General features: G+C 61.4%; 12 protein-coding genes. 10 read left to right on the top strand and 2 right to left on the bottom strand.

The genetic code is table 11. The features are described from left to right. Window positions 1–19 precede the first annotated feature (19 nt). The 9 genes from FFM53_RS08445 (at window position 20) to FFM53_RS08410 (ending at window position 12,127) form a co-directional block, all read left to right on the top strand. Window positions 20–1,294, top strand: a complete 1,275-nt coding sequence (locus FFM53_RS08445) for a hypothetical protein (protein WP_425504952.1) — start codon at window positions 20–22, stop codon at window positions 1,292–1,294. Then, the gene (locus tag FFM53_RS37005) at window positions 1,291–1,842 is read left to right on the top strand and encodes a DUF2207 family protein (RefSeq protein WP_425504951.1); all 552 of its coding nucleotides are present in this window, start codon (window positions 1,291–1,293) and stop codon (window positions 1,840–1,842) included. Before FFM53_RS08445 ends, FFM53_RS37005 begins: the two co-directional genes overlap by 4 nt. A gap of 113 nt (window positions 1,843–1,955) precedes the next feature. After that, entirely contained in the window at window positions 1,956–2,507 is a 552-nt protein-coding gene (locus FFM53_RS08440; RefSeq protein WP_138390659.1) for a LemA family protein, read from the top strand. A gap of 91 nt (window positions 2,508–2,598) precedes the next feature. Next, the gene (gene aroA / locus FFM53_RS08435; RefSeq protein WP_138390658.1) at window positions 2,599–3,861 is read left to right on the top strand and encodes a 3-phosphoshikimate 1-carboxyvinyltransferase; all 1,263 of its coding nucleotides are present in this window, start codon (window positions 2,599–2,601) and stop codon (window positions 3,859–3,861) included. Window positions 3,862–3,899: 38 nt separating this feature from the next. Next, on the top strand, window positions 3,900–5,834 hold the full coding sequence (locus FFM53_RS08430) for a DUF2207 domain-containing protein (protein ID WP_138390733.1): 1,935 nt from the start codon (window positions 3,900–3,902) through the stop codon (window positions 5,832–5,834). A gap of 65 nt (window positions 5,835–5,899) precedes the next feature. Beyond that, the gene (gene purD / locus FFM53_RS08425) at window positions 5,900–7,177 is read left to right on the top strand and encodes a phosphoribosylamine--glycine ligase (protein ID WP_138390657.1); all 1,278 of its coding nucleotides are present in this window, start codon (window positions 5,900–5,902) and stop codon (window positions 7,175–7,177) included. 99 nt (window positions 7,178–7,276) lie between these two features. After that, window positions 7,277–7,729 carry a plant virulence effector HPE1-like domain-containing protein gene (locus FFM53_RS08420; protein WP_138390656.1) on the top strand — a complete coding sequence of 151 codons (453 nt, stop codon included), beginning with the start codon at window positions 7,277–7,279 and terminating at the stop codon, window positions 7,727–7,729. A gap of 493 nt (window positions 7,730–8,222) precedes the next feature. Beyond that, window positions 8,223–10,043 (top strand): methyl-accepting chemotaxis protein, encoded by a 1,821-nt coding sequence (locus FFM53_RS08415; RefSeq protein WP_173883562.1) that lies wholly within the window; start codon window positions 8,223–8,225, stop codon window positions 10,041–10,043. Window positions 10,044–10,303: 260 nt separating this feature from the next. Further along, window positions 10,304–12,127, top strand: a complete 1,824-nt coding sequence (locus FFM53_RS08410; RefSeq protein WP_138388009.1) for a methyl-accepting chemotaxis protein — start codon at window positions 10,304–10,306, stop codon at window positions 12,125–12,127. A gap of 78 nt (window positions 12,128–12,205) precedes the next feature. On the opposite strand, the gene FFM53_RS08405 is transcribed toward FFM53_RS08410, so the two are convergent. Together FFM53_RS08405 and glyS are read right to left on the bottom strand one after the other, a co-directional pair. Then, the gene (locus FFM53_RS08405; RefSeq protein WP_138388008.1) at window positions 12,206–12,694 is read right to left on the bottom strand and encodes a 2-thiouracil desulfurase family protein; all 489 of its coding nucleotides are present in this window, start codon (window positions 12,692–12,694) and stop codon (window positions 12,206–12,208) included. A gap of 266 nt (window positions 12,695–12,960) precedes the next feature. Next, window positions 12,961–15,075, bottom strand: a complete 2,115-nt coding sequence (gene glyS / locus FFM53_RS08400; RefSeq protein ID WP_138388007.1) for a glycine--tRNA ligase subunit beta — start codon at window positions 15,073–15,075, stop codon at window positions 12,961–12,963. A gap of 414 nt (window positions 15,076–15,489) precedes the next feature. On the opposite strand from glyS, the gene FFM53_RS08395 reads away from it, so the two are divergent. Continuing rightward, window positions 15,490–17,799: a Tex family protein gene (locus FFM53_RS08395; RefSeq protein WP_138388005.1), complete on the top strand. Its 2,310-nt coding sequence runs from the start codon at window positions 15,490–15,492 to the stop codon at window positions 17,797–17,799. Window positions 17,800–17,842 lie beyond the last annotated feature (43 nt).

Here is a 17,842-nt window from a genome sequence, read left to right as displayed (position 1 = left end):
GTGGGTGTTGCGATCACGTATGGCTTCGGTATCTCGTTTGAAGAGCGGTATTCTTTACTTTAAACTTTTGTATGAAAATTCCGCCCCCAGGATGTTGCGCCTTTTAGCATGGCCCATCTTATGCGCCATGCTGTTCGTCCTGACTTCGTGCAGCAATTTCGACAAAGAATTCACCGTCTATTCGGCAAACACTACGATCGAAGTCTATACCGACGGCAGTGCGTTTGTGTCGGAAAACTTCGATATTTTGGTCAAAAGGGCGGAAAATTACGGCGGCGTCTACGTTGATATCCCTCAACGTTTCACGGATGCGTCAGGTGCTGTTCACTGGCGAGATTTCGAACTGGGCGCAGCCCGGCGTGACGGAATTGACGAATATTATTTCAAAGAAAACAATGTGCCGGGCTATTCGGTTTACATCGGAACGGAGCACTGCAAAGGCTGTTCTGCAGATCTGCTCACCGGTGTTACAAAGATCCAGATCGTTTACTGGCTCGGACGCCTGGTTCGTCAGGAAGGCGATCGCGAGGTTCTCTTCCTGCCGGCCTATATGGGCCGCGTGCACGGCCAGGGAGCGAAAAAAACGCTTACTCTAAAACTGCCGCCGGGCGGAACGGTACGCCCCTCGCAACAGGATCGGGCGGCGGCCTATGCCATTACGCGGAGCGCACCGAATGAGATCTTGGTATCTATTCCAGTAGGTAAAGCCGATCCAAAGCTACCGGACATCGAGATCGAATATCCCGCAGGGACCTTTGTGACCGTAACGAGCGGCAAGCGGGTGCAGTGGTGGCTCTCCGATCACTTTCTCCCATTCATAAGCATTTTGGGGCCGCTCCTCGCCGGCCTGTTTGTCCTCATGAGATTGGGGCAGAGCTGGCGATTGCCTGCACCTTCAGTTGCTGTCGATAGCAAGAAGACGGAGAGCATGTCGCCTGCTTTAGCGGCCTATGTGTTTTGGAACTGGAAGCCGGATACTGCAAAGGCGGCCTTCATGGCGTCTGTCTGCCATCTCGCAATGAAGAGACTGCTTCGCATTTCTGGCCTTGGAGAGAATGTCGAAGCTTCGGATTTGTCTGCCAGGCAGGTGCGCAAGAAGGGCAAGGTGGCGCGCGCCAGATGGTATGGTCTTCCAGCTGTGACACGTTCGGTATTTGGTCGAATTGAAGGAGAGCGGCCTGTCAATGATCGGCGCACCGTCGTATATGCCCTGTATGGTTTCGAACGTGACTTGCACCAGGTAGTCGCCGAGGATATTGGAAAGTTAGAGGCGGCGCAGATCGAGCAGCGTTGACGACTTCGGCGACAATTCTAGTTCTTGGCATTGCCACTGCCTATTTGTCGGGCCTCTTGATTTTTTCCGCGGCCATCTGCGGGATATTGTTCATTGTTTTTCTGGTGGTAACAATGTTCCGCCATCCAGAGCGGTTTCCCGTGGCCACCGGCACCTCCGAGCAGTTCAAACAGGCGATTAGTTTGTTTGTGGGTCTTCCGGCCATACTGATTGTTGCGCTTGGCTATATTGGCATGACTGAGGTGATCGGCGAACAGCAGCCATATCTGGTGGCGATCTTGCTGCACATTGCCGGCATTATCGGCGTTTTGGCGATGCTGCGCATGCCAACGTCGAAGCAGCGACAGATGCGCAATAACATCCTCAGTTTGCACCGTTATTTCCACGGCGAGATCGATGGCCCGCCAATGTCGATCGAATGCTACGAGCACCATCTGCCCTTCGCCGTCGCGCTTGGTGTCGAGCAACGGTGGACCGAACGTTTCAACCTCTGGCGAGAGAGCGAGAAGATGGATGCCTATGCTCCGGATTGGCGAACAAGTTCTTAGGCGAGCGGTATTTTCAAAGTCTGATCGAAATCAGTCAAAGAGTGACTGCGCCACGATGACTTTGTTATGCCGAATCACTAACGTGCGATCAGCAAATCGGGGAGCTCATCTGCATGTTTGTGATACTCGCTATTATCGTTGTCATCGCGCTCTATCTCGTCTTCATCTACAACGGTCTGGTTCGCGCGCGGCAGATGGCGGAAGAGGCCTGGTCGGGCATCGATGTCCAGCTCAAGCGCCGCGCCGATCTGATCCCGAACCTGATCGAGACGGTCAAGGGTTATGCCGCCCACGAAAAATCGACGCTCGAAGAGGTGGTTGAGCTCCGCAACAAGGCGCAGGCCGTGCCGTCAGGCGATGTTGCCGGCAGGGCGCAGGTGGAAGGGCTGCTCGGCCAGGCGCTCGGCCGCGTCATCGCGCTCGCCGAAGCCTATCCCGATCTCAAGGCCAACCAGAACTTTGCGGAATTGCAGGCCTCGCTGGAAACCATGGAAGGCGAGCTGCAGATGGCCCGGCGTTATTACAACGGTGCCGCCCGCGACCTGAACGTCAAGGTCGAAAGCTTCCCGTCCAATCTCGTTGCCGGTCAGTTCGATTTTGCCAAGCGGGAATATTTCGAAATCACCAACGAGGCCGACCGCGCCGTCCCCACCGTGAAATTCTGACGATCCGGCATTTTGCCTTTGCGAGAAAGCGACTAAGAGCAAGGGCAGATCGCGACGCGCTTTAGGGTCGCCCTATGGACGGAAGAACAGCATGACACGCACAGCCAAACTCACGATCATCCCGCCGGGCAGGCCGCTTTCGGGCCGCGCCATGCCGCCGGGCTCCAAGTCGATCACCAATCGCGCGCTTCTGCTCGCCGGCCTTGCGAAGGGCACGAGCAGGCTGACCGGGGCGCTGAAGAGCGACGATACGCGTTATATGGCCGAAGCGCTGCGCGCCATGGGTGTTGCGATCGACGAGCCAGACGACACCAGCTTCGTCGTTACCGGCACCGGCAGGTTGCTGCCGCCGAAGACGCCGCTCTTCCTCGGCAATGCCGGCACGGCGACACGCTTCCTGACGGCGGCTGCGGCTTTGGTCGACGGCATCGTCATCGTCGATGGCGACGAGCATATGCGCAAGCGCCCGATCGGCCCGCTGGTCGAGGCGATGCGCACGCTCGGCATCGACGTCACCGCAGAGACCGGCTGCCCGCCGGTCACCGTCAAGGGCACCGGCCGCTTCCAGGCCGACCGCATCCGCATCGATGGCGGCCTGTCCAGCCAGTATGTCTCGGCGCTGCTGATGATGGCGGCCGGCGGCGACCGGCCGGTCGATATCGAACTCGTCGGCGAGGATATCGGCGCGCTCGGCTATATCGATCTGACCACCGCGGCGATGAAAGCCTTCGGCGCCAAGGTCGAGAAGACCAGCCCGGTCACCTGGCGCGTCGAGCCGACCGGCTATCGCGCCGCCGATTTCGTCGTCGAGCCGGATGCCTCGGCCGCGACCTATCTCTGGGCAGCCGAAGTGCTGACGGGTGGCGTGATCGATCTCGGTGTTCCCTCCGATACCTTCTCTCAGCCGGATGCGCGCGCCTATGACATCATCGCCAAATTCCCGCATCTGCCGGCGGAGATCGACGGCTCGCAGATGCAGGATGCCGTTCCGACCCTTGCCGTGCTTGCCGCTTTCAACGAGACACCGGTTCGCTTCGTCGGCATCGCCAACCTGCGGGTCAAGGAATGCGACCGCATCCGGGCGCTTTCGACCGGGCTCAACCGCATTGTTTCAGGCCTTGCCCGCGAAGAGGGCGATGATCTGATCGTGCAGTCGGATCCCGCACTGGTGGGCAAGCATCTGCCGGCGGAGATCGACAGCTTCGCCGATCACCGCATCGCCATGAGTTTCGCGCTCGCCGGGCTGAAGATCGACGGCATCACCATTCTCGATCCCGATTGCGTCGGCAAGACCTTCCCCGCCTACTGGCGGACGCTGGCAGCACTTGGCGTGACCTATCAGGACAAAGATTGACGAAACACGCAGCCGAGGCTGCCGGCGGGGAGACAGGGATGGGGCGTCGGTTTTTCGGATTTTGCTTTGCACTGCTCTTGATGCTGACCGCCCCAGTGGCGTTTGCCGCCGAGGTGATCGACAGTTTCGCCTCCGATATCGCGCTGGAAAAGAGCGGCGCGATGTCGGTGACCGAGACGATCACCGTCAATGCCGAGGGCAATCAGATCAACCACGGCATCTTCCGTGACTTCCCGCTCTATTTCACCGATGCCGACGGCCGTCGCCGCAGCGTCGATTTCGATATGGTCTCGGTCCAGCGCGATGGCGAGGAAGAGCCCTGGCACACCGAATCGATATCACGCGGCATCCGCATCTATGCCGGTTCTGCCGATGTGACGGTGACGCCGGGCCGTCATCGATATGTCTTCACCTACAGGACCAACCGCCAGATCCGCTATTTCGACGATCACGACGAACTCTATTGGAACGTCACCGGCAATGGCTGGATCTTCCCGATCCGCTCAGCCACGGCAACGGTGAAGCTGCCGCCTGACGTCGGCGCGACGGAGACGACCTTCTTCACCGGCCCTGAGGGCGCGACGGGAAAGAATGCCCGCGTCAGCGAAACCGGCGCCGGCCTAGTTTTTTCCACCACCGCGCCGCTCGATGCCCACGAAGGCCTGACCTTTGCGATCCGCATGCCGAAGGGGTCGATCGATCCGCCAAGCGCGGATATGGAAAGCACCTGGTGGCTGAAGGACAACCGCAATTATTTCATCGGCTTCGGCGGCCTGATCCTCGTTTTCGCCTACTACACGCGCTCCTGGCTGAAGGTCGGCCGCGATCCTGCCCGGGGTGTCGTCGTGCCGCGCTGGGACGCGCCGGATGGTATCTCGCCGGCGCTGGTCAATTACATCGACAATAAGGGCTTCTCCGGTGAGGGCTGGACGGCGCTGTCCGCCACCGCCCTCAATCTTGCCGTCCGCGGTTACGTCAAGCTCGAAGACCTGAAGAATTCGATCGTCATCCAGGGCACCGGCAAGCCGCTCAGCAAGGAGAAATTCCAGGCCGGCGAAATCGAACTGCTGAAGGTTGCCGGCGGCGCCGGTTCGACGCTGACGATCGACAAGGCCAATGGCGAGCGGGTGAAATCCGTCGGTCAGTCCTTCCGCGCGGCGATCGAGAAGGAGCATCGCGGCAAATATTACAATTCCAACCTGGCCTATACCGCAGGCGGCATCGCGCTCAGCGCCGCGGCCCTGGTGACCCTGTTCGTTTTTGGTTCGCTGGAGCCCGACACCATCGCGGTGATGCTGATCCCGATTGTCATCTCGGTCTTCGTTTCGGTGTTCGTCGCCGGCCTCGTCAGGTCGCTGCATCGCGGCAATTCGCTGTTCGGCAAGATCATCGCCATCATCTCCGCCGCGATCGGCGTCTTCGTCGGCATCAGCATCCTGGCGACCATGGGGCTGGCGCTTGCCTCCTCGCTGGTGCAACTGCACGAAACGCCGATGCTCTTTGCCGTTGGCGGCATCGTGCTTTTGAACATTCTCTATTTCTTCATCATGGGTGCGCCGACCCCGCTCGGCGCCAAGATGATGGATGGCATAGACGGTCTGCGCCAATATCTGACGCTTGCCGAGAAAGACCGGATGAACACGGCCGGCGCCCCGGAAATGTCGCCGCGGCATTTCGAGACGCTGCTGCCCTATGCGGTGGCGCTCGGTGTCGAAAAACCCTGGTCGCGCACATTCGAAACCTGGCTTGCGGCAGCTGCAGCCGGCGCGGCGGCCGCCTATGCGCCCGCCTGGTATTCCGGCAACTTCAACAGTGGCAGCTTCTCCGATCGTATAGGCGGCTTTTCCTCGTCCATGGCCTCGACCATCGCGTCGACGATTCCTTCGCCGCCGCCGTCGAGCTCATCCTCCGGTTTTTCCGGCGGCGGCTCGTCCGGAGGAGGCGGCGGAGGCGGGGGAGGCGGGGGCTGGTAAGCTTTCCCGCTTGACCTTTCGGCCCCTGGCCCTTAACCGCCAGACAGAAAAGGAAAGGGTCGCGCATGAAGGTTCTGTTGATCGGATCGGGCGGACGCGAGCATGCGCTCGCCTGGAAGCTGGCGCAATCGCCGTTGATGACGGAATTCTACGCCGCACCCGGCAATCCCGGCATTGCCGAACACGCCGTCCTCGTGCCGGTTGACATCGAGGATCACGAAGCGGTCGCGGCCTTCTGCAAGGACAAGGCGATCGATTTCGTCGTCGTCGGCCCGGAGGCGCCGCTGGTTGCCGGCCTTGCCGACCGGCTGCGCGCCGATGGCCTTTCGGTCTTCGGTCCTTCCGCTGCCGCAGCCCAGCTCGAGGGTTCCAAAGGCTTCACCAAGGATATCTGCGCCCGCTACGATATTCCGACAGGCACCTACCAGCGCTTCAACAATGGACCGAAGGCGAAAGCCTATATCCGCGCCGAGGGCGTGCCGATCGTCGTCAAGGCCGATGGTCTTGCCGCCGGCAAGGGCGTGACGGTTGCAATGACGCTCGATGAAGCTTTGGCCGCGGTCGACGACTGCTTCGAGGGCGCCTTTGGCGCTGCCGGCGCCGAAGTCGTCGTCGAGGCCTATCTCGATGGCGAGGAGGCGAGCTTCTTCTGCCTCTGCGATGGCAAACATGCGCTGCCGCTCGCAACCGCCCAGGATCATAAGCGAGTGGGAGAGGGCGATACCGGCGTCAATACCGGTGGCATGGGCGCCTATTCGCCGGCGCCTGTGATGACCGCCGAGATGGTCGAGCGGACGATGAAGGAGATCATCGAGCCGACGATGCGCGGCATGGCAGAGAGCGGTCATCCCTTCTCCGGCGTCTTTTTCGCCGGGCTGATGATCACCAGGAAGGGGCCGGAGCTCATCGAATACAATGTCCGCTTCGGCGACCCCGAATGCCAGGTGATGATGATGCGGTTGAAGAGCGATCTCCTGCCACTGCTGCTCGCCACCGCCAACGGCACGCTCGATCAGGTCAAGGCCGAATGGAACGACGATCCGGCACTGACGGTGGTCATGGCCTCGAAGGGGTATCCCGGCGCCTACGAGAAGAACACGCCGATCCTTTCCCTCCCGGATGCAGGCGAGGGCGAGAAGGTGTTTCATGCCGGCACGGGTCTGAGGGATGGCACATTGGTTTCGACCGGCGGCCGCGTGCTGAATGTTACCGCGTCCGGCGGCACGGTCGCCGAGGCCAAGGACCGCGCCTACACGCTGCTTGACAGGGTGAGATGGGAAAACGGCTTCTGCCGGCGCGACATCGGCTGGCGGGCGATCGAGCGCGAAACCGGCTCGGCGTGAGTATAAACCGCCGCGTTCTTTAAATTTTTACCCTTTCCCCTGACGGGATGGAAACAAAGCTGCGCTAATTTGCTCCGAAGATGAGACGGAGCAACTTTGATGCGTCAGATTTTTCTAGGTGCGGCAATCCTGCTGATGGCAGGCTCAGCAATGGCGTCCTCGATAGAGGTGGTCGGCAAGACTGCGCCGTCCGCTGAAGGCAGCATCGTCACCGAAACCTGCGCCCATTGCCCACCGCTCCAGGCGGAGCTCACCAAGAAGGACTATACGGTGCCGGAGCTGAAGCCCGGCGTCCTCCAGGCGAGTGAAATCCGCGATGTCGGCGGCGAAAAGAAGATCTATCGCACCGAAGGCTGGATGGGCGGCTCGCCCGTCGTCTTCGTCAGCAAGGCAACCCCGGAAGCGATGCTTGCCGAGGCGCCTTCAGCAGACGGCATCGACATGAATGCGACGACCGCAGCCGTCATCGGCGGCGACGCCAAGCCCGTTGCGGCCGGCATGGCGGAACAACCGGCAGCCCTTAACGCTTCCGATTTCAAGCTGCGTTTCTAGGAGCAACTTCCAGCAAAAGTGCGTTAGCGGTTTTGCGTGCGGAATTGCGTAAAGACAAAGAGATCAAGCAACTTCCAGGCAAAGCGCGCAGCGGTTTTGCCGGGAATTGCGCAAAGCAAATAAGTTCCCTGCCCCTGCCTGATCAAGGTTTCGATCGATTGGGGTTCCACCACCGGTGGACTGAATGCACCCTCGATGAGCAGCGAGGGTGCATTCTTGTTTCAATGCACAATCAAAAACTGAATTATTGAAATTAAATAGAAGAATGCAACTTACGCATTTATTCGAGAATTTATATTTCGATCTTCCCAAGTCGTGCAAATAGAAGCCATGGATCGTTAAAAGATAATTTAGTCATTCACTCTAATTTTACCAATCGAGAGGCCGGAGGACGCATGATTGCGCTAGCTGCGCGGGCGATTTGAGACGTCCGCGGGTCGGGAGTTGACCGATCCGGAATTGTTTTGAATTCACCTGCTTTGCGAGGCACATCATGAAAAAGCTCAAGATTGCGCATCAATTGTTTGCGCTGATCGGCGTCCTAATGGCTGCTTTTGCAGTGGCTACTTATTTCGAAATCCGCACCTCCGAACAGGCGATCTACGACGAGCGTTTCGACATGCTGCGCACGCAGGTCGAATCGGGCATCTCCGTCCTCAACACCTTCCATGAGCGCGAGAAGGCCGGTCAGATGACCCATGAGGCCGCCCAGGCCGAGGCCTTCGAAATCCTGAAGCGCGTCTCCTTTCAGCCATCCGGTTATCTCTTCGGCTTCGACTACAACGTCATCCAGCTCTTCCATCCGAGCCCGGTCAATCTCGGCAAGGACATGAGCGGCCAGGTCGACAAGACCGGCGCGAAATTCAGCCAGGCGCTGGTCGACAACGGCAAGGCCGGCGGCGGCCGCACTTTCTACTATTGGACCAAGCCGGGTCAGCCGGAAGACCAGGTCTTCCTCAAGGGCGGTTATTCCAAGGCCTTCGAGCCCTGGAAGATCGTCGTCGGCACCGGCGTTTATCTCGACGATCTGCAGCAGAAGGTCAATGCGACGATCTGGAAGGCGCTGACCGCCTCGCTGATCGTCTTCGTCTGCGGCATTGCCGCCGCCGTCTTCTTCATCCGCGGCATCTCCCATCCGCTGAAGGACATCCACAATGCACTGCAGTCGGTGGCCGAAGAGGACGTTTCGATCGCCATCCCGCATACCGGCATGAACAATGAAGTCGGCATGATGGCCAAGGCGACGCAGTCGCTGCAGGAAAAGATCAGGGAGCGCCATGCGATGTCGGATCGCGAGGCGGCCCAGCAACTGGCGCTGGAAAGCGAGCGCGAAAACAATCTGCGCCAGCAGCAGGACGAAGCAACGCTGCAGGCTCGCGTGGTGACGACCATCGGCCAGGCGCTGGAGATGATCGCCCGCGGCGATCTTACCGTTCGCTGCGCCGATCTCGGCCAGAAGTATGCCGCCCTTCGCGACAACTTCAACGATGCGCTGTCGCATCTCGAAGCCGCCATGGCCAAGGTCAGCGCCAAGGGCACCGATATCGGCACCAGCAAGGAAGAGATCCGCCGCGCTTCCAACGAACTGTCGCAGCGCACCGAGCGCCAGGCCGCCAGCCTCGAAGAAACTTCGGCCGCCCTCGATGAGCTCACTGTCGCTGTCCGCCAGACCGCCGATGGCGCCCATGAAGCCAGCAAGCGCGTCCACTCGGTCAGCACTGAAGCCACCCATAGCGATGCGATCGTCACCCAGGCGATCGAGGCGATGAGCGGCATCGAGAAGTCATCCTCGGAGATCACCAAGATCATCGGCGTCATCGACGAGATCGCCTTTCAGACCAACCTTCTGGCGCTGAATGCCGGTGTCGAGGCAGCTCGTGCCGGTGAAAGCGGCAAGGGTTTTGCGGTCGTCGCCCAGGAAGTGCGCGAACTTGCCCAGCGTTCCGCCGCTGCGGCCAAGGAGATCAAGGACCAGATCGCCCGCTCCTCCAGCCAGGTGGATCACGGCGTCCGTCTGGTCGGCGAGGCAGGCGAGGCGCTGAAGCGCATCTCCGACCAGATCAAGGCTGCCAACGAGATCGTCGCCAAGATCGCCCACAGCGCTTCCGAACAGGATACGACGCTGCGCTCGATCTCCTCGTCGATGAACCAGCTCGACGCCGCCACCCAGCAGAACGCCGCCATGGCCGAAGAGACCACGGCATCCGCCGAGACGCTGGCCACCGATACCGACGAGCTGATCGACCTCATCCGCGGCTTCCGAGTCGGCGCACCGCAGCACCGCCAGGCTGAACCGATGCGCCGGGCAGGCTGAGAGTCTCAACAACAAATGATATGGACCGCCGGATGAAAATCCGGCGGTTTTTCTTTGTAAGCACCCCTGGATTTTGAGGGAAATTCGGATCGCGAACAATAAAGTTAAAGCTTTTTTATAGGGTGGGCATCAATTGTTCCTTACCCGGTCGCAGCATGTTTGTTTTAGCAGCGGTAGACGCGTCGTCTTGTTTGGCGCGCTCGCACAGGCGGTAGAAAACCGCACCGGAATGTATTCACCCATTCCCGTTGCGAGGCGTCATGAAAAATTTGAAGATATCGAAGCAGCTCATATTGCTGGTCGTCGGCCTGATGATTGCCTTTGCGATCGCCACCTCCCTGCAGATCCGCTCCTCGGTCGATGCGATCTACAAGGAACGTTATGACATGCTGCGCGCCGAGGTTCAGTCGGCGGTCTCCGTTCTCAAGCTATACCAGGCCAAGGTCACCGCCGGCGAAATGACGCTGGAGGATGCCCAGAAGCAGGCCTACACCACCGTCAACGGGATGAAATACGATCCGGACGGCTATTTCTTCGGCTATAGCTACGACGTCCAGATGGTATTCCACTACGATGCCTCGAAAGTCGGGCAGATCAACAAGGGCCAGCCGGACAGCAAAGGCAAGCTCTATCGCGATGAGCTGGTCAAGCTCGGGCAGCAGGGCGGCGGTCTCGTCGAATATTATTCCACGGTCAAACCGGGCCAACCCGTTGGCGATTATCGCAAGACGGCCTATGGCCAGGCCTTCGAACCCTGGAAGATCGTCGTCGTCACCGGCGTCTACATGGACGATCTCGATGCTCAGATAAACAGCACGATCCTGACCGCGCTCTCCGGCAGCATCGTCCTGTTCTTCCTTGCCATGACAGCCGCCTATATCGTCATCCGCGGCATATCGGGACCTCTCAACAACGTCCATTCCGCCCTCAAGGCTGTCGCCGAAGAGGATGTTTCGATCACCATTCCGCACACCGGCATGAACAACGAAGTCGGCATGATGGCGAAGGCGACGCAGTCACTGCAGGAAAAGATCAGGGAACGCCATGCGATGTCGGATCGCGAGGCGGCCCAGCAACTGGCGCTGGAAAATGAGCGCGAAAACAATCTGCGCCAGCAGCAGGATGAAGCAACGCTGCAGGCGCGGGTGGTGACGACGATCGGCCAGGCGCTGGAGATGATCGCCCGCGGCGACCTCACCGTCCGCTGCGCCGATCTCGGCCAGAAGTATGCCGCCCTTCGCGACAACTTCAACGATGCGCTGTCGCATCTCGAGGCCGCCATGGCCAAGGTCAGCGCCAAGGGCACCGACATCGGCACCAGCAAGGAAGAGATCCGCCGCGCTTCGAACGAGCTGTCACAGCGCACCGAGCGCCAGGCCGCCAGCCTGGAAGAAACCTCGGCCGCTCTCGACGAACTCACCGTCGCCGTCCGTCAGACGGCCGATGGCGCCCATGAAGCGAGCAAGCGCGTCCACGCGGTCAGCACCGAGGCAACGCATAGCGATGCGATCGTCACCCAGGCGATCGAGGCGATGAGCGGCATCGAGAAGTCGTCCTCGGAGATTACCAAGATCATCGGCGTTATCGACGAGATCGCCTTCCAGACCAATCTGCTGGCGCTGAACGCCGGCGTCGAGGCGGCGCGTGCCGGTGAATCCGGCAAGGGTTTTGCGGTCGTCGCCCAGGAAGTGCGCGAACTTGCCCAGCGTTCCGCCGCTGCGGCCAAGGAGATCAAGGACCAGATCGCCCGCTCCTCCAGCCAGGTGGATCACGGCGTCCGTCTGGTCGGCGAGGCCGGCGAGGCGCTGAAGCGCATCTCCGACCAGATCAAGGCTGCCAACGAGATCGTTGCCAAGATCGCCCACAGCGCCTCCGAACAGGACACCACGCTGCGCTCGATCTCCTCGTCGATGAACCAGCTCGATGCCGCCACCCAGCAGAATGCTGCCATGGCCGAAGAGACCACGGCATCGGCCGAAACGCTCGCCAGCGATACCGACGAACTGATCGATCTCATCCGCGGCTTCCGCGTCAGTGGCGAAGGTGCTGCCCCGGCCATGCATCAAGGTCGCCGTGCCGCTTAAACGGCACGGGGACAAAAGCGTTTTTATCACCAAATTCTTAGCGGCCGTCGGTTCTCCGGCGGCCGTGCCTTTTGAGGCTCATTGCGCGATACGGTCGATCAGCCGCTCGATCTCGTGATCGGAAAACACTTCGACACCGGCCGCTTTCAGCGCCGCCGCCGTCACGCCGTTGCCGGCCTGCTTGCGGCCGGAAAACGTGCCGTCATATATGAAACCGGATCCGCAGGACGGGCTGCCGTCGATGAGCAGCGCATAACGGCAGCCGGCCTGCCTTGCGAGCGCCACGGCATTCATTGCTGCTTGCAGGAATTCTTCCGTCACATCCCGGCCCGTCAGCTCGACAACCCGCGCCGTGCCGGCCAGCACATCCTCGCCGGTCGCACCATTTCCAATCTCGGCCGGAGGGCGCGGCACCGGCATGCCCGCCGACATCTCCGGACAGATCGTCACCAACCGGCCCTCGGCCTGCCATGTCTCGATCGCCGAATGAAGCAACGGCTTCGCCCGACCGTCATAGCGGACGGCATGGCCCATGAGACAGGCGCTGACAAGAATCTTGTTTTGCATGTCTGCTTGAATAGCGCCGTAGTGGCGGCAATGCCAGTGTTGGGGTGGGCGGGTTGTTCAATGGGTAGCGAACCGTATCCGCCCCTCATCCGCCTGCCGGCACCTTCTCCCGTAAACGGGGCGAAGGGGAACACGCCGCGACCTCTCCGTTCCTCGCTCACCTCTAGTGGGGCACGTCCCCTCTCCCCGCAAGCGGGGAGAGGGTTAGGGTGAGGGGCAGATGTTTTTCGAAACCGCGCTGCATCGACACTGCAAGAAGCCGAACATCACCCCGAAATCTTCGAGAAATCCGCAACCGTTCCCGTCGCCTCGCGGATCAGCCGCAGCAGGGCGAGGCGGTTGGCGCGGATGGCGGCGTCCTCGTCGTTGACGAGCACGTCTTCGAAGAAGCGGTCGACCGGGCCGCGCAGCTTGGAAAGCGCTTCCATTGCCGAGCGGAAATCCTCGCCGGCGACGGCGTCCGACGCATCCTTCGAGGCGCTGGAGATTGCGGCGAACAGCTCCTTCTCGGCATCGAGCGTCAGAAGCGCTTGCGAAACGCCGTCAGCGATCACGGTGCCCTTCTTCTCCTCGGCGGCGAGCAACTGCGTCGCCCGCTTGGTGCCGGCGAGCAGGTTCTTGCCGTCCTCCGAGGTGATGAAGGCCGTCAGCGCTTCGACGCGGCGCGCCACCATCAGCAGGTCGTCGGCATCTGAAGTCAGCACGGCGTCGATCAGATCGTGGCGGGCGCCCTGGTCGCGCAGATAGACCTTGAGACGGTCGTGGAAGAAGGAGAGCAGGTCGCCATCCCTTGTCGTTGCCAGCAGCGGCAGGCGGATCCTTCGCTCCAGCAGGATCCTGACGACGCCGAGTGCTGCCCGCCGCAGCGCAAATGGATCCTTCGACCCTGTCGGCTTTTCGTCGATCGCCCAGAAACCGATCAGCGTATCGAGCTTGTCGGCAAGGGCGATGGTGATCGCCACTTTGTCCTCCGGCACGCGGTCCGATGGACCCTGCGGCTTGTAGTGATCCTCGATCGCTGCGGCAACGGAAGCATTCTCGCCCTGCAACACCGCATATTTGCGGCCCATCAAGCCCTGCAGTTCCGGGAATTCGCCGACCGCTTCGGTGCGCAGATCGGCCTTGGCGAGCACGGCGGCGCGATCGATGAGAGCCGCGTCGGCGCCGGTGATATCAGCCAATTCCTTGGCCAGTGTGCGGATGCGGGCGACACGCGCGCCCTGTGTGCCGAGTTTGGCATGGAACGTCACGTCAAGCGCATCGAGCTTGGCCATGCGCTGATCGAGCGGCTTCTTGATGTCGAGGCTGAACTTTGCCGCCGAAGCCGTGAGCGTCTCGAGATCCGGCAGATTGCCCTGGTCGCGCTTCCAGAAGTGCAGGGCATCCGAAAGCCGGGCCCGCACCACCTTGCCGTTGCCGTGGACGATTTCCTTGCCGCCGTCGCTCGCCTGGATATTTGAGACGAGGATGAACTTGTTCGAAAGCGTCTCTTCACCCTGTTTGCGGGTGACAAAACACTTCTGGTTGGTCTTGATCGTCAGCCGGATGATTTCGGAGGGGATCGAGAGATAATCCTCCTCGAAGCTGCCCATCAGCACCTGCGGCCATTCGACGAGGCCGGAGACTTCCTCCAGCAGCCCTTCGTCTTCCACCAGCTCCAGCCCGTTGGCAAAGGCGATGTCGCGAGCGTCGTGCAGGATGATGTCCTTGCGCCGTTCGGCATCGAGGATGACCTTCGCCTTTTCTAAGTTCGCCGCATAATCGTCGAAGCGCCGGACGGTGATCGCCTCGGGCGCATGGAAACGGTGGCCATAGGTGATGTTGGAAGCGGTAACGCCGTCGATCTCGAAGGGGATCACGACGGTCTCTTCATGCTCCGGTCCGAAGGTGCAAATGATCGACTGCAGCGGCCGCACCCAGCGCAGCGCACCGGGCTTCGACGAGGCCTTGCCCCAGCGCATCGATTTCGGCCAGGGAAAATCGCGGATGATGCCGGGCATGACATCGGTGACGATCTCTTCCGTTGCGCGGCCGGGCTTGGAAATGACCGCGACGTAGAAATCGCCCTTCTTCGGATCGCTCACCACCTGCGCCTCGGAGACCGAGGAAAGGCCGGCGCCGCGCAAAAAGCCTTCGATCGCCTTCTCGTTGGCGTCGGTGCGCGGTCCCTTGCGTTCCTCGCGCACATCGGCGGAGCGGGCTGTCAGGCCATGGATGTCGAGCGCAAGCCGCCGCGGCGTCCAATATTCGCGCGCCCCTTCGTAGGACAGACCCGCTTCGACAAGCGCATCGGTGACGAGCTTCTTCAGGTCGCCGGCAGCCTTGCGCTGCATGCGGGCCGGAATCTCTTCGGAGCGGAGTTCGAGAAGAAGGTTTGGCATGTCAATCTTTTCCTTGCGCCCGCGGGCAGGGCGATCCAAAAACGTTGCTTCTGCTATCAAAGAATGCCGCATCTGCACAACCGCAAAAACGGACGAGAGCGATGGGGTGGGGCAACCGGCAGGCGTGTTGCCGCGTGGCCCCCTCATCCGCCCTGCCGGGCACCTTCTCCCCGGTGGGTAGAAGGGGAGTTGCGGCAGCGATCCATTCTTGCCGCTGCCGTTTGTGATGGAGGAAAGCAGTGCGGCATATCCCTTCTCCCCTCGGGGAGAAGATGCCGGCAGGCAGATGAGGGGGCCACACGGCAACACGCCGATGATCCCCCAATCCATTAACCTGTGAAAACCACAGTCGGGCATTGCCTTGCCGCTTTTCGCCGCTATGGTCCCGCCACCTCTGACGAAACAGGAAATCCCATGGCCGCAGACCTCCGTTTTCTCGCAGCCCGCATCTCCGCCGAAATCAACGCCCGGCCCGAACAGGCCAAAGCCGCCATCGAGCTGCTCGACGAAGGCTCAACCGTGCCCTTCATCGCCCGCTACCGCAAGGAGGTGACGGGCGGGCTGGATGATACGCAGCTGCGCAATCTCGCCGAGCGGCTGGTCTATCTGCGCGAGCTCGAAGCCCGGCGCGACGCGATCGTCGAATCGATTACCGGCCAGGGCAAGATGACCGACGAGCTGATGACCAAGGTCGCAGGCGCCGAAACCAAGGCCGAGCTCGAAGATCTCTATCTGCCCTACAAGCCGAAGCGCCGCACGCGGGCCGAAATCGCCCGCGAACGCGGCCTCGGCTCGCTCGCCGAGACGATCCTTGCCGACCGCGCCAGGGAACCGGCGGTGTTGGCCGAAGGCTTCGTCACCGCCGATGTGCCCGATGTGAAGACGGCGCTCGAAGGCGCGCGCGACATCATCGCCGAAGGCATTGCCGAAAATGCCGACCTGCTCGGCAGATTGCGCGCCCATATGCGCCAGGCCTCGCTGCTGAAGGCGAAAGTCGTCGACGGCAAGCAGGCGACCGGCGAGAAGTTTTCCGATTATTTCGACCATTCCGAACGCTGGGCGACCGCCCCCGGCCACCGCGCGCTGGCCATGCTGCGCGGCTGGAACGAGGAGGTGCTGACGCTGACGATCGAGGCCGACGCCGAGACGACCTCTCCGAACAAGCCGGTCGAACGCATGATCGTGACGGCCTACGAGATCGGTACGAGCCGCCCCGGCGACCGCTGGCTGATGGAGGTCGCAAGCTGGACCTGGCGCGTCAAGCTTTCCATGTCGCTCTCGCTAGACCTGATGCGGGAACTGCGCGAAAGGGCCGAAGAAGAGGCGATCCACGTCTTCGCCCGCAATCTCAAGGATCTGCTTTTGGCAGCGCCCGCCGGCTCGCGCGCGACGATGGGTCTCGATCCCGGGATCCGCACCGGCGTCAAGGTCGCCGTCGTCGACGGCACCGGCAAGGTGGTGGCGACATCGACCGTCTATCCCTTCCAGCCGAGGAACGACGTGCGTGGCGCCCAGGTCGAGCTCGCATCGCTGATCCGCAAGCACAATGTCGAGCTGATCTCGATCGGCAACGGCACCGGCAGCCGCGAAACCGAAAAGCTGGTGGCCGATATGCTGGCCGAGTTGCCGGCGCCGAAGCCGACCAAGGTCATCGTGTCGGAAGCCGGCGCCTCGGTCTATTCCGCCTCGGCGACCGCCGCGGCTGAATTCCCCGATCTCGACGTATCGCTGCGCGGCGCCGTCTCCATCGCACGCCGCCTGCAGGACCCGCTGGCAGAACTCGTCAAGATCGAGCCGAAGTCGATCGGCGTCGGCCAGTATCAGCACGATGTCGACCAGCAGAAGCTATCGCGTTCGCTCGATGCGGTGGTGGAAGACGCGGTGAATGCCGTCGGCGTCGATCTCAACACCGCGTCAGCGCCGCTGCTCTCGCGCGTCTCCGGCCTCGGCCCGTCGATCGCCGACGCCATCGTCCGGCACCGTGACAGCGAAGGCCGTTTCGAGACGCGAAAGGATCTGCTGAAGGTCGCCAGACTCGGCGGCCGCACCTTCGAGCAATGCGCCGGCTTCCTGCGCATTCCCAACGGCAAGGAGCCGCTCGATTCCTCTTCGGTGCACCCGGAGGCCTACGGCGTCGCCAAGAAGATCGTCGCCGCCTGCGGCCGGGATCTGCGCGCGCTGATGGGCGATAGCGCCGTGTTGAAATCGATTGATCCGCGCCAGTTCATCGACGAGAAATTCGGCCTGCCGACGGTCAGGGACATCATCGCGGAGCTGGAAAAGCCCGGCCGCGACCCGCGTCCGAGCTTCAAGACCGCGACCTTTGCAGAGGGCGTCAACGAAATTTCCGACCTGACGCCCGGCATGGTGCTGGAAGGCACGGTGACCAATGTCGCCGCCTTCGGCGCCTTCGTCGATATCGGCGTGCACCAGGATGGTCTGGTGCACGTCTCCCAGCTTGCCGATCGCTTCGTCAAGGATCCCCACGAGGTCGTCAAGGCGGGAGATGTCGTCAAGGTGCGGGTTGTCGAAGTCGATGCCAAGCGCAAACGCATCGGTCTTTCCATGCGCCGCGATGACGGCTCCTCGGCGCCGCCGCCGCGTGGTGATTCTCGCGGAAACCAAGTGTCGCGGCCGCAGAAGGAGCGCCGGCCCGCGGCTCAGAAACCGGAGAGCCAGGGCGCCTTCGGTGCGGCACTTGCCGAAGCCATGAAGCGAAAATAAGGGTTTAGCCGGCATTTCGGCAAAAATGCAACAGTTTGGCAGC

This window comes from Rhizobium indicum, from assembly GCF_005862305.2.
In the GTDB taxonomy this organism is placed as follows: Bacteria; Pseudomonadota; Alphaproteobacteria; order Rhizobiales; family Rhizobiaceae; genus Rhizobium; species Rhizobium indicum.
Note: the sequence above shows the minus strand (reverse complement) of the source record. Positions and strands in the feature narration are given on the sequence as shown.